Here is a 12,359-nt window from a genome sequence, read left to right on the forward strand (position 1 = left end):
AACAGCCTCACCGCCCGTTCATCGTGAAGATCTGGAAGCATACGCCGAACTTATCGGTCACCATGCCGTATGCGGGACTGTAGTAGGCCGGGGCCAGCTCGATATCGACGGTGCCGCCTGCCTTCAGTGAGTTGAATAGCTGCTGTGCTTCAACCTCGGTTTCCACCGAGAGACACACATTGATGCTGTTGCCCCGGCTGCGCGGCATACCCGGCTCATAATCCGCCACAAAAAACTTCGTCTCTCCCGCCAGTAACACGGCATGGGCAATCTGCGCCTTCTCCTGCTCCGTCATGGGGGCGTCCGGATTCTGCGGGCCTTCGCCCATTGTTTGCTTGAACAGCACCACAGCGCCAAGCGCCTCCTGATAAAAGGCTATCGCCTCCTCAGCAGATCCATCCACCAGAATATAAGGGTTCATTTGCAGCTTCATGTCTTGTTCGCTCCTTGGAAGGTATATTTGCCTGTACTAACCGGCTATGGTTATAGTGTAGACTCTAATAGTGACAGGTCTTGTCATAGTTAAAATATAAATGGAGTGAACCCTGTGTCGAAATCCAAAAGGCTGCTGGACCTGATGATGACCGTCAACCGCAAGCGCAAATTCACCGTAAGGGAGCTGGCTGACGAATTCCAAGTCTCTTCACGCACAATCCTTAGGGATTTGCAGGAGCTGGGGGAGCTGGGCGTACCGCTCTATTCCGAAGTGGGGCCGCATGGGGGGTATCAGGTACTAAGCGAGAGAATCCTGCCGCCGATTGCGTTCACGGAGGAAGAGGCGGTGGCGATTTTTTTTGCCAGCCATGCCCTGCGCCATTATAAGTATCTCCCCTTCAAGGAAGAATCCTTATCCGCCCTGCACAAATTCTATAACTACATGTCTGGCGATGTCCGTGACCGGATTGACGAGATGAAGCACCGGATCGATTTCCTGACCCCGGCGCGGCAGGCGGAATTCCCTTATCTGCCCCAACTGCTGGAAGCGGCCACCGGGCAAAAAGTGCTGCTGATCGATTACCAGTCAAAGGCCCGGCGGCAGCAAAGGTGGATTCAGCCCGTTGGCATCTATGCCAGTAACGGCCTGTGGTATTGTCCGGCGTATTGTTTCCTGCGGAGCGGCATCCGGATCTTCCGCTGTGACCGGATTCAGTCTGCCGGATATGATGAAGCGGGACCGGCCGCGCTTGATCTTCGTCATATCCACTTGGACAATATGGAGGAATACGGCAGTCCGCCGCCGCCGCAGACAGAGCATAGACTTATCAAGCTATACGTGGAGCTGGGCAGTGAGGGGGTTCAGGCCTGCGAAGGGGAGGTATGGTCCCCGGTGCTGCTGCATATGCGTGAAGATGGCACAGGCTGGCTGGAGGGCGAGATTCCGGGAAGTGATCTGGGCTTCTTCGCGCGTTTTGTGATTGGCCTATGCAGCGAGGCTACGGTGCAGGAGCCGCCGGAGCTGGTGGCTGAGGTGAAGCGGACGCTTGCGGATATGCTGGAGAAGTATAGTTGATCTAAAAGCCCTTAAGATATTAGGCAGCTCCTGCACCCGTCACCGACCTCTCGCTGGAGATAAAAGTAGCTGATTGTATTTCCTGCAACAGAAAGCTTATATTTGACCGTAAAATGATATTCTGTTGTATTTCGTACATTAGAACATGGCATTTTGGGCGAAAAATAGTCTCTGTTCAACAATCCATTGTACCGAATACAATAGAATCTATTTCGAAGCTGTTTTGACATCATTCCATTGTATAGAATACAGTTACTGCTGTTCCAGCGCCTATAGTATCCGAATGTTTGCGCAGGAATGAGGTTTAAATCTGATGCTCTGCTAGCCCAGCCATGCCACCGCCAATCTGCGGATGCCTTCATCGATCAGGTCCTCAGCGATCCCGCCGAAGCCCAGGATGAATTCAGGCTGATCGTAGTCCGGCTTGCCCCACCAGGTGTAGGACATGGGGGTAACGCGAATGTCCTCGGCTTCCGCTGCGGCAGCAAGCTCTCTGGCGCTGGTGCTAATGCTAACTCTGCTGCTGACTCTGGAGCCAACTTCTGCTTCGGGCGGCTTAAAGGTCAGCAGCAGATGGAATCCGGCATCCGTTCCGCTGAGTACTGCGGCATCACCGAAATGCTGCCTGACCGAACGCAGCAGCAGGTCATGCTTGCGCTGATAGAGCAGGCGCATCCGGCGCAGGTGCTGCTCGAAATGCCCCCGCTCCATGAAATAATGCAGCGCAATCTGATGAAGCCGGGAGGCCGAATGCTCCAGGTACAGCTCGCTTCTCAGGCTGTGGTAGTCCGGCAGCAGCTCCTCCGGCAGAACCATGTAGTGAATACATAAGGCAGGAGTCACCGACTGGGCGAAGCTGCACATATAGATCACCGGGCTGCCCTCGGCAAGCCCCTGCAGCGCAGGGATCGGCCGCCCGTGATAACGGAACTCCCCGTCATAATCATCTTCGATGATATAGCCGCCTGTGGACCGGGCCCACTCCAGCAATGCGAGGCGTTTGGTGATCGGCATGGTCATCCCCCGGGGAAACTGGTGGGACGGCGAGATGTACACAGCATTTGCCCCGCTGCTGTACAGCTTGTCTAGCTGCAATCCGTCCTCCTCGAGCGGAATCGGCAAGATGCTGTATCCGCTCCGCCGGAATGCCGCTGGCAGCAGGTGGTACCCCGGATCTTCGATACCCAGTCCGTTAACCCTTCCCTTCAGCAGCAGACATAGCAAAGAACACAGCGTATACTGGTCGCCGCCGACTACAATCTGCTTCTCCGTGCAGCGCAGCCCGCGGAATTGCCGCAGATGGGCGGCGATGCTTGCGCGGAGGGCAGGCTCTCCTTGGGGGTCGCCGTACTGGAGCAGGTCTGGATTCGCCAGCTGCTCCTGGTAGAGACTGCGCCATATTTTATGCGGGAACAGGGAGAAATCATTGTGCGACATATGGAAATCATACGCGTAGTGCCGTGAATCCCGGGGCGTGATCGGGCGGGGGGCCGGACTGGGCCGTTCCCCGCCAGGAGCAGTGCTGCCTTCCTGGTGAACGGGCAGGATGTAATAGCCGCTGCGCGGCTTGCTGGCGATGAAGCCCTCTGCCAGAAGCTGCTGGTAAGCAAGCTCCACCGGAGTGGCGCTGATTCCGCATAACGCCGCCAGACGGCGGATAGAAGGCAGGCGCATCCCGCTCTGGAGGCTGCCGCTCAGGATTGCTTTTGCCAGATAATCATAGAGCTGTATATAGTAAGGGGTCTCGCTGTGTTCATTCAGATCCGGGACAAGCAGCATGCTTCACCTTCCATCTGTCCTTTGAAATTGGACGTTTCTGTATATTTTATAGTATACAGATTTATATTACGATAAAAGCAATTACGACAGTGGGAGTGGACAGAGATGAATGGTCATTCAAGGCTTGTAACAGGGGATAAGGTATATTTGCGCCCGCTTAACGGGGAAGATGCCGAAATGTATTACCATATGTTCTATGGCACGGAAGTCCGCAGGCTTACAGGAACGAAAAAGCATATCACCAAGGAGCAGATTGAGCAGTATATTGCCCATAAATCCGGGGATGACAGTACGGTGCTGCTGCTGATCGCGCTGAAGGAGAACGACGAGATTATCGGCGACATCGCCATTCAGGATATCGATGGGGATAACCGGAATGCCAATCTGCGTATCGCCATCGGGGACGAGCGGCATCAGGGACAAGGATATGGGCGTGAAGCGCTGCTGCTAATGCTGGACTATGGCTTCGGCATTCTGAATCTGCACAGGATTGAGCTGGAGGTCTACAGTTATAATGCCCGTGCTGCGCATGTCTATGAGTCCATCGGGTTCGTGCAGGAGGGGCTGCGGCGTCAGACGCTGTTCTATAACCATGAGTATCATGATGTGATTATGATGGGCATGCTGGAGAGTGAATACCGGGAGCGTTATTTGAAGTAGAACAGGAAGGTCAAATAAGGTCAAATATTTAATAATGTTAAAATTTATTATAAAAAACGAGCCGAAACGCCGGATTTTCCCGGATTTTCGGCTTATACCGGTTTTGTTTTCTCCGGGGGTGCAGGCTATAATAAAGCCATAGGTCAGACAAAGTCAAATGAGAGGAGAATGAAAGATGTTTGATTTGGTTCCTTTTGGTAAACGTAGAGATGATGCTTTTGGTGTGCTGGCGAAGTCGCTGAACGAAGTGTTTAATGATGATTTTTTCGCACCGCTGACAAGTAACGCGCTGTCTTTCCGGACCGACATCCGGGAGAGTGAAGGGGCATATCTGATCGAGGCCGAGCTTCCGGGCTTCCGCAAAGAAGAAATCGACATTGATTATTCCAGCCCTTACCTCTCGATCAAGGCGGTTCGCACAGAAGAGAGCAATGAGGAGAATAAGGAGCATTAGATGGTGCGCCGCGAACGGCGGGTTGGCGAATATGTACGCCGGTTCTACGTCCAGGATATTGCAGAGGAAGACATCCGTGCTTCTCTGAAGGACGGTGTGCTGAGCCTGGAGGTGCCGAAACGGCAGAAGTCCCAGGGCAAACGGATCGAAATTCAGGACGGCGGCGATGCTTAAGGGCCGGAAAGAGCTTCAGTAAGCGTCAGGGGAGCCTTAAGAAGCAGATGGACATTCAAGTCCGGTTGAAGCTGCCGCTTCCGCAGGAACTCAGGGCTTAGCGGCTGAAGCCGCTGGCCTATCCGGTTCACCGGGCGGCAGCAGGATTTTACCGGGCTTTTCATATAGCACTTCATATTAGACGCATTGTAGTGGGGGTTCCGGCTATAATGCGTCTTTTCCCGGAGGAAGATGGAAGGTTCTCATTACACGAAAGGAGGAGGTCCCGGTGGCGGCAAATTACTATGAGCATCTTGGGGTAGATCAGAAGGCCTCGAAGCAGGAGATCAAGAAGGCCTATCAGAAGCTGGCCAAAAAATGGCATCCCGATGTCAACAAGGCCCCGGAGGCAGAGGCGAAATTCAAGGAAGCAGCCGAGGCATATGAGGTGCTGGGCGATGAAGCGAAGCGCAAAATCTATGATGAGGAGCTCCGCTATGGAGCCGCAGCAGGCTCACGGGGTCAGCGCAGCCATGGATCAGCCTCCTCTGCGTCATGGGAATCGCCGTTTGGCGCGGGCTGGAGCAGCGGAGCCGCCTCTTCCGGTGGTATACCCGAAGAGGATCTGTTCGGGATGTTCTTCGGCAGCCGGGGCGCGGCTGACCGCGCCGGCTTCTTCTCGGGCGGCAGTGGCGCCCGTCCAGGCGGAAGCCCGTGGGGGGATGAGTTCAGTACGATGCAGGCCCAGCTTGAGATTACGCTGGAGCAGGCCTACAAAGGCGGTAATATCAGCGTTCAGGCGGCAGGCAAGGACCTGAATGTACAGATTCCTGCACGCTCGGCGGAAGGGACCGTCATTCGGGTACCCGGCGGTGGAAGCGGAGCCGGGCAGGGCAGCGATCTGCTAATCTCGCTGCATCTCCTGCCGCACGAGATCTATGATCCTGACGGCGGGGATCTGCTCGGCACGGTTGAGATCGCCCCCTGGCAGGCTGTGCTTGGCGGGGAAGCCAAGGTGGCGCTCCCGGACGGCAGCAGCGTGAAGCTGAAGATCCCTGCCGGTATAGCCAGCGGCGGATCGCTGCGCCTCTCCGGCAAGGGGCTGAGACGTCCGGACGGAACGAATGGTGACATCCTGTTCCGGATGGAGATGGTCATTCCGGCCGGAACGACCGAGGCAGAGAAGAAGCTGTACCGCCAGCTGGCGGAGTCCGGGAGCTTTCAGGCGGGTGCGAAACGGCGCACCTCCGGCGGAGCGCAGCGGCGCAGAGCCGCAACACGGTAAGGCATATTCTGATTCAGTAAATAACAGCCGGGCATCCGGCTGATTAACATATACATTGTAGAAAGGCGATGATTCTAATGGATTTCAATAAACTTACCCAGAAGCTGCAAGAGGCCGTGGCGGAGGCACAGTCGCTGGCGGCTTCCGGCGGGCATCAGGAGATTGACAATCTTCATCTGCTGAAGGCCTTGCTGCACCAGCATGAGGGCCTGCTGCCCCGGCTGCTGCAGAAGATGAATGTTCCCGCAGCCGAGCTGCTGCAAGGTACGGAGGCGTTGCTCCAGCGCAAACCCAGCGTAAGCGGGAGCGGAGCAGGCACCATGCGGCGGTATGCCTCGCCTGCGCTGATTGCCATGCTGGAGCAGGCGGAGCAGGAAGCGGCCAAGATGCAGGACGAATTCGTTGCGGTGGAGCATGCGGTCCTGGCGATGGCCTCGGATTCAAGCAGCGGGAACCGCGAGCTGCGCGGATTATTCACCAGCCGGGGCGTTACCCGGGAGAAGCTGCTCGGTGTGCTTGCGGAGATCCGCGGACACCAGCGGGTGACCAGCCGGGAGCCGGAGGCAACTTATGAGGTACTGGAGAAGTACGGCCGCGATCTCGTAGCCGAGGTGCGGGCAGGCAAGATCGATCCGGTCATCGGACGCGATGCCGAGATTCGCCGGGTGATCCGCATCCTCTCCCGCAAGACCAAGAATAACCCTGTCCTGATCGGAGAGCCGGGTGTCGGCAAGACAGCAATTGTCGAAGGGCTGGCCCACCGGATTGTCCGCCGGGATGTGCCGGAGGGACTGAAGGACAAGACGATTTTCTCGCTGGATATGAGTGCACTGATTGCCGGTGCGAAATACAGGGGGGAATTCGAGGAGCGGCTGCAGGCGGTGCTGAAGGAGATCCGCGAGAGTGACGGGCGGATTATCCTGTTCATTGACGAGCTGCATACGATTGTTGGTGCAGGCAAGACAGAGGGAGCCATGGATGCGGGTAACATGCTGAAGCCGATGCTGGCCCGGGGCGAGCTGCATTGTATCGGGGCGACCACGCTGGATGAGTACCGCAAATATATCGAGAAGGACCCGGCGCTCGAACGCCGCTTCCAGCAGGTGTTGGTCAGTGAGCCGGATGTCGAGGATACCATTTCGATTCTGCGCGGCTTGAAGGAACGCTTCGAGGTGCATCACGGGGTCAAAATCTATGACAGCGCTCTGGTCGCAGCCGGTGTACTGTCTAACCGTTACATCACCGACCGCTTCCTGCCGGATAAGGCGATTGACCTGGTCGATGAAGCCTGCGCGATGATCCGCACGGAGATTGACTCCATGCCCGGCGAGATGGATGAGGTGACCCGCCGTCTGATGCAGATGGAGATTGAGGAGGCTGCGCTCAAAAAAGAAACTGACGACGCCAGTGCGCGCCGTCTGGAGAACCTCCAGCGGGAGCTGGCTGACCTCAAGGAGAAGCATCTGGGGATGACAGCCCGCTGGGAGAAGGAGAAATCGGCCATTCAGGGCATCCGCGACCTGAAAAAGCGGCTGGAGCAGGCCCGCAAGGATCTGGTCGATGCGCAGGAGATCTATGATCTCAACAAATCGGCTGAATTAAGCTATGGGATTATTCCTGATCTGGAGCGGCAGCTTAAGGGCGCGGAGGAAGCGGCGCAGCAGGATCAGGAGACCCGGCTGCTGCGTGAAGCCGTGACGGAGGAGGAGATCGCCGATATTGTCTCGCGCTGGACGGGAGTTCCCGTAAGCAGACTGGTGGAAGGCGAGCGGGATAAGCTGCTGCGGCTGGAGGATACGCTGCATGAGCGGGTAGTCGGGCAGGATGAGACGGTCCGGCTGGTAGCCGATGCCGTTCTTCGGGCAAGAGCCGGCATCAAGGACCCGAACCGTCCGATCGGCTCGTTCCTGTTCCTCGGGCCGACCGGGGTCGGGAAGACGGAGCTGGCCAAAGCGCTGGCGGTATCGCTGTTCGACCGCGAGGACGGCATGATCCGTATCGATATGTCGGAGTATATGGAGAAGCATAGTGTCTCCCGCCTCGTGGGTGCTCCTCCGGGATATGTCGGCTATGAAGAAGGCGGCCAGCTGACCGAAGCGGTGCGCCGCCAGCCGTATACGGTGGTGCTGCTGGATGAGGTGGAGAAGGCGCACCCGGATGTATTCAACATTTTGCTGCAGCTGCTGGATGACGGACGGATGACCGATTCGCAGGGCCGGATGGTCGACTTCAAGAACACGATCATCATCATGACTTCCAACATCGGCTCGCCTCATCTGATTCAGGGCACGGACGACAACGGCGAGCTGACCGAAGCCGTGAAGGACCGGGTCATGAAGGAGCTGAGCGGACATTTCCGTCCGGAGTTCCTGAACCGGGTGGATGATATCGTGATGTTTAAGCCGCTGACACTGGGCGAGACCCAGAGAATTGTGGTTAAGCTGGTCGATGGCCTGCGTCTGCGTCTCTCCGAGCGGAACATCGGTCTTAAGCTGAGTGACAAGGCGGTCCGCTTCATTGCCGAGGAAGGCTTCGATTCCGTCTATGGGGCTAGACCGCTGAAGCGGTTCATTCAGCGCAGCCTGGAGACCCGGGTAGCGCGCGCGCTGATCGCCGGAGAAGCGGAAGAAGGCTCGGTAATGACGGTGGACGAAGCGGACGGCGAGCTGACCGTTGCAATAGCGAAATCAGAGTCTGCGAAGACAGTAGGATCGATGTGAAATGTAATGGGCCCCGGCGCCTCCCCTAAGGAGACAGCGGCAATCTACAAAGCATCCACAAAAAGCGTTCTGCCTTATTGAGGCGGAACTGCCCATGCTAGCGGTGCGGGGCAACGCTAGCATGGGCCTTTGGCGCTTTTACAGACCTCCCGGCTAGGCCTTTGGTATAGTCCAATCAGCATCTGACTGAGACTATACGACGATTCTTTGTAAATATGTGGTTGAAATGTTGTCATGGCTGGGGCTACCGGGTAATAGAAATGATTAGAACTTTCGAATATGGCTGGATTTGAAGCAGAAGCCAAGGAAACGGGGGGAGAGATCATGGCGGCACAGACGGTATCCGGTATCAGCCCGGTACAGGCCACTACAGCTTATGGCAGCACACAGAGTGATGTCAGTTCTCTGGAGAAGCAGCGCAACCGGCTGCTGATGGAGCTGGACAAGGTGAATGCGGCGCAGGGCGGAGAGATGCAGACTCCTTATCGCCGGGAGCAGCTGCAGCGGCAAATACGGCAGCTGGAGGCCCATCTGGTGCAGAAAAGCGGGAGTACCGCTTCGGCTTCATTTGTACCTGCTCCCCCGCTTCAGGATCATACTCCGCCCTGGCGGACTGAGGGAAAGGGAGGCCTTAAGGGCATCGGTCTGACCGATCCCCGGACAGCGACAGTAGACGCAGAGGGCCATTTCGACGCGTTGATTTAGATAAGGGAGTAGTGAACCCAATCCTTCCCTTTGACCGCGTTCATGTTTTCAAAGAAGCTTTGAGCACGTTTGTTATTAGTAGAAGTAATCCAAGTCATGTTGGCATATCCATGATTCTGTGAGTACTGTTGACATGCCAGGAATAGTTGTGATTCCACTTCGGTATCTCTAAAGGGTTCTCTTACGAAGAGGTCGTTCATAACACTGATTTTATCTGCTTTCATAGTGCTGAATGTAAAGAATAGGGTAGCAAAGCCGACCAACTCTCCATTCTGCTCTGCCACGAGCTGCACCCCCTGCTGCTGGTCAAAAAGGGTCTGGATTAAAGAGCTGATTTTATCGGCAGGAGGTTTGGGGTTCTGATAAAAACCAACGATGTATTCATACATCAGCTCGGTCAGACTGCTTATATCATTAGGCTCAGCGTTTCTGATTATTAATGGCATAGGTGTGCTCCTTCTTTGTGAATATTGAATAATAATACAACTATTAGTATAATAACTCAACACGTGATAGACATATCCGACAAAAAAGGCCATCCATAAAGGATGACCATATCCAAAATCTAAAGGATTCTCACTATATTGTTAGAAACAGCCGGATAGTGTTCGAATATTTGCAGATCATGGAATGGGAGCGGAATGAATCCGTTGTGATGAGCCTCATTTAGAAACATTTCGTTATTTTCTGTACTCGAAAAAACCCCGTTCGGCCGATTGCTTAGCAAATTATCGCACCAGTAGCATTCATCGCCGGTAATTATATAGTTGGTATGAACCGATTCAAAGTAAACCACCGACGAACCAGGGCTATGCCCGCCGATCACCTTGAATCTGAACTGGTTGTCGTAAATATATTCGTTGTCTACGGTGACAACCCGGCCTTGAAGCAGCTTCTCCTTGATGGCCGGCGAGCATTGCTGTAGCGCAGTTTCATAGTCGGTTTTTGAAATGATAATTTCAGGTTTATCAAACAAGTCAAGATTCTCAATATGGTCAAAGTGACTATGCGTAATGATGACTGTATCTACGGAGCTTAGATTGCCAATGATGCCTCTTAACTCGTCTGCAACGTCTGTTAGTGTAATTCCCCATTGCTGTGCCACATTCTCATCGCGTAAGCCTGTATCGATACAGATTGTTTTATTATTATGCTTGGCAATATAAAATGACCACGCAATCTGGACTGCTTCCTCCGAATGTTTCATATCGCGGTATATGTTGCTTAAGCGAAATGAAGATTCACCAATTTTTACGGCGTAGAGTTCCATGGATGGGTTCCGCCCCTTCTTGTGGCATTCGAGTTATACAATGTAAGATTCAATATTTAATGAGTGTACCCCATTTCGCCGTGCCCGGTCTAGAGTCTCGATGGAAGCCTCGATAATGGTGCGGATATCGGTGCCGGCTCCGAACGGACCGACCAGACCTCCGATGTAACATCCCATGGGCCTCAAGCAGCCGATAGCGGTGAAATCGAAGCTTTTCATATCGTTTATGATGCTTTGGGCAGCCAAGCTGGCACTGTCCTTGTCCGCTATGGCGAACACAATGAATTCATCCCCGTGTGCGCGTCCAATCGTAGCATGACCCAGATGCTTATGGACGGCCGCTTTAATTAATTGATAGCAGGCGACAATGACTTTATCCCCTATGTCGAAGCCGTAGTCGTCATTCACTTGTTTGAAGTGGCTGATATCGAAGCGGATCACCGAGTGGATATCACTGCCCGCAGATTCTGCTGCAATACCGGCTACATTTTCGAGGAACATTTCCATATTGGGCATGTTCTTTTTGATTACATGTATATCTGTTAGCCCTAGCTTCTGTAAATGGATGGTCTTATTCATTTCGAACCCTTCCTTCTCAATGAGGGTAATTAGACGGTCTATGGCCAGTTTCTTCTGGATTTGTTCATTTAAGGCCGACGTAATCCCGATGCGCTTGCGTACAAGCTGACGGATGAGGATTAGGCTGTCCACAGGTCCGCTTAAGAGCTCCCTGATTTCTCCCAGAGTGAAATCGAGGCTCTTCAGAATCATGATCCAGTTCAGAGGATGTGATTGCTCCGGGGTATAGAAGCGGTAGCCTGTCCCGGGATCGATCGCTGCGTCATGAAGCAGACCGATCTCGTCGTAGTGCCGGAGCATTTTGGTGGTAACCTTATTCAGTTCTGCGAACTCTCCGATCTTCAACGCATGAACACCCTTTCATAAGTTATTCCGGCCGGAACTTCTTATAGTAACCATAAACCTTACCCTAGCAGGAATGTCAATACCTAGGGTACAGCCGGCATGAATGCCGGTCTTGCCTGATAGATTAGCTATTCCTAATAGATAACAAGCGGGCAGTGCCACTATAGGGTGGCATTTGCCCGCTTGTTCATGTGCTATCCCCGGCCTGTATGAAGTTAAGAATCTCCGTCACAATATGTGAAATGACATCCTCCCGCGGGAGAAGAATGCACTGACTGACCATTTCGATGTCCTCCTGAAATAGTTCAATGATCTGGAGCATGGCCTCCGGCTGTTTCAGACGGACGCCTGTCAGAAGGTCTGCGAATTCGCTGTCTGTGATAGCTGCTGGAGCATTTTTTGCTTCCATTTGTTAACCCCCTGTTGACTCATATGCAGCTGTGCCGCGACCTCAGCTTCTGTCATTTCCTGCAGATAAATCTTCTGCAGAATCACCTTTCCTTTGGTTGGAAGTGTATCTAATAGCTGCTCAACGGACAACCGGTTAATCATCTCCTCCGTTTCATCCCGCTGAGCCGGGCGGATATCCATGAAGGTACATTCATGCCGTCGGGTTCGCTTGCTGCGGTATTGTAAGCGCCAGCCGATTCGATAGATTTCCTGCCGGTAACGCTGTATCATTTGCTGTTCCATTGCCGTTACGCCTCCTCATCTATATATCTTTCTAATAATAGGGAAATATTAGGCTATATTTTACAACCGAAATACGAACTTATGTTCTGTTATTTTAGCATATTTGCCTGCACACCTATAGTAATTTATTTCCTGAAGCTTATTCGCAAAAAAAGAAGAAGCTCCGATAGGGAGCTTCTTTCGTTCTTCTTATGACTAGTTTTGCG

Annotated in this window: 12 protein-coding genes and 1 pseudogene; 6 read left to right on the plus strand and 7 right to left on the minus strand. The window is 53.8% G+C overall.

Translation table 11 applies throughout. The features are described from left to right. Window positions 1-7: 7 nt before the first annotated feature. Window positions 8-433: a VOC family protein gene (locus C162_RS16095; RefSeq protein WP_036695531.1), complete on the minus strand. Its 426-nt coding sequence runs from the start codon at window positions 431-433 to the stop codon at window positions 8-10. A gap of 114 nt (window positions 434-547) precedes the next feature. Here C162_RS16095 and C162_RS16100 point away from each other — a divergent pair, with 114 nt between their 5' ends. Next, complete coding sequence (locus C162_RS16100) at window positions 548-1,510, plus strand: helix-turn-helix transcriptional regulator (protein ID WP_036695532.1); 963 nt, start codon at window positions 548-550, stop codon at window positions 1,508-1,510. 321 nt (window positions 1,511-1,831) lie between these two features. On the opposite strand, the gene pdxR is transcribed toward C162_RS16100, so the two are convergent. Beyond that, window positions 1,832-3,289, minus strand: coding sequence for a MocR-like pyridoxine biosynthesis transcription factor PdxR (pdxR, locus tag C162_RS16105; RefSeq protein WP_036695533.1), 1,458 nt, complete (start codon window positions 3,287-3,289; stop codon window positions 1,832-1,834). A gap of 105 nt (window positions 3,290-3,394) precedes the next feature. Here pdxR and C162_RS16110 point away from each other — a divergent pair, with 105 nt between their 5' ends. From C162_RS16110 to C162_RS16130, 5 genes and pseudogenes are all read left to right on the plus strand, one after another. After that, window positions 3,395-3,949, plus strand: a complete 555-nt coding sequence (locus C162_RS16110) for a GNAT family N-acetyltransferase (RefSeq protein ID WP_036695534.1) — start codon at window positions 3,395-3,397, stop codon at window positions 3,947-3,949. Between the two features lie 175 nt (window positions 3,950-4,124). Further along, a pseudogene (locus tag C162_RS16115) lies at window positions 4,125-4,577 on the plus strand (Hsp20/alpha crystallin family protein). Window positions 4,578-4,845: 268 nt separating this feature from the next. Continuing rightward, window positions 4,846-5,841 carry a DnaJ C-terminal domain-containing protein gene (locus C162_RS16120; protein WP_036695535.1) on the plus strand — a complete coding sequence of 332 codons (996 nt, stop codon included), beginning with the start codon at window positions 4,846-4,848 and terminating at the stop codon, window positions 5,839-5,841. Between the two features lie 77 nt (window positions 5,842-5,918). Further along, complete coding sequence (clpB, locus tag C162_RS16125) at window positions 5,919-8,561, plus strand: ATP-dependent chaperone ClpB (protein WP_036695536.1); 2,643 nt, start codon at window positions 5,919-5,921, stop codon at window positions 8,559-8,561. 324 nt (window positions 8,562-8,885) lie between these two features. Then, window positions 8,886-9,266 carry a hypothetical protein gene (locus C162_RS16130; protein ID WP_156949641.1) on the plus strand — a complete coding sequence of 127 codons (381 nt, stop codon included), beginning with the start codon at window positions 8,886-8,888 and terminating at the stop codon, window positions 9,264-9,266. Here the strand turns inward: C162_RS16130 and C162_RS16135 are convergent. The 5 genes from C162_RS16135 to C162_RS16150 all read right to left on the minus strand — a co-directional run bounded on the left by C162_RS16135 (window position 9,263) and on the right by C162_RS16150 (window position 12,153). Further along, window positions 9,263-9,712 (minus strand): GNAT family N-acetyltransferase, encoded by a 450-nt coding sequence (locus C162_RS16135; RefSeq protein WP_036695538.1) that lies wholly within the window; start codon window positions 9,710-9,712, stop codon window positions 9,263-9,265. The two genes, C162_RS16130 and C162_RS16135, sit on opposite strands and share 4 nt — an antisense overlap. Before the next feature lie 119 nt (window positions 9,713-9,831). After that, window positions 9,832-10,536, minus strand: a complete 705-nt coding sequence (locus C162_RS16140) for an MBL fold metallo-hydrolase (RefSeq protein ID WP_036695539.1) — start codon at window positions 10,534-10,536, stop codon at window positions 9,832-9,834. A 33-nt stretch (window positions 10,537-10,569) separates the two neighbouring features. Next, complete coding sequence (locus tag C162_RS34400; RefSeq protein WP_051493572.1) at window positions 10,570-11,460, minus strand: diguanylate cyclase domain-containing protein; 891 nt, start codon at window positions 11,458-11,460, stop codon at window positions 10,570-10,572. A 187-nt stretch (window positions 11,461-11,647) separates the two neighbouring features. Beyond that, window positions 11,648-11,869 carry a hypothetical protein gene (locus C162_RS35985; protein ID WP_156949642.1) on the minus strand — a complete coding sequence of 74 codons (222 nt, stop codon included), beginning with the start codon at window positions 11,867-11,869 and terminating at the stop codon, window positions 11,648-11,650. Then, a complete protein-coding gene (locus C162_RS16150) occupies window positions 11,812-12,153 on the minus strand; it encodes a sigma factor-like helix-turn-helix DNA-binding protein (protein ID WP_036695540.1) in 342 nt (113 codons plus the stop codon). Before C162_RS16150 ends, C162_RS35985 begins: the two co-directional genes overlap by 58 nt. Window positions 12,154-12,359 lie beyond the last annotated feature (206 nt).

The sequence above is a fragment of the Paenibacillus sp. FSL R7-269 genome (assembly GCF_000517865.1).
Classification (GTDB): domain Bacteria; phylum Bacillota; class Bacilli; order Paenibacillales; family Paenibacillaceae; genus Paenibacillus_AQ.

Coding starts and splice junctions, on each gene's coding strand:
- C162_RS16095 (WP_036695531.1), bottom strand. CDS start 433: ATGAAGCTGCAAATGAACCCTTATATTCTGGTGGATGGATCTGCTGAG.
- pdxR (WP_036695533.1), bottom strand. CDS start 3,289: ATGCTGCTTGTCCCGGATCTGAATGAACACAGCGAGACCCCTTACTAT.
- C162_RS16110 (WP_036695534.1), top strand. CDS start 3,395: ATGAATGGTCATTCAAGGCTTGTAACAGGGGATAAGGTATATTTGCGC.
- clpB (WP_036695536.1), top strand. CDS start 5,919: ATGGATTTCAATAAACTTACCCAGAAGCTGCAAGAGGCCGTGGCGGAG.
- C162_RS16130 (WP_156949641.1), top strand. CDS start 8,886: ATGGCGGCACAGACGGTATCCGGTATCAGCCCGGTACAGGCCACTACA.
- C162_RS16135 (WP_036695538.1), bottom strand. CDS start 9,712: ATGCCATTAATAATCAGAAACGCTGAGCCTAATGATATAAGCAGTCTG.
- C162_RS16140 (WP_036695539.1), bottom strand. CDS start 10,536: ATGGAACTCTACGCCGTAAAAATTGGTGAATCTTCATTTCGCTTAAGC.
- C162_RS35985 (WP_156949642.1), bottom strand. CDS start 11,869: ATGGAAGCAAAAAATGCTCCAGCAGCTATCACAGACAGCGAATTCGCA.
- C162_RS16150 (WP_036695540.1), bottom strand. CDS start 12,153: ATGGAACAGCAAATGATACAGCGTTACCGGCAGGAAATCTATCGAATC.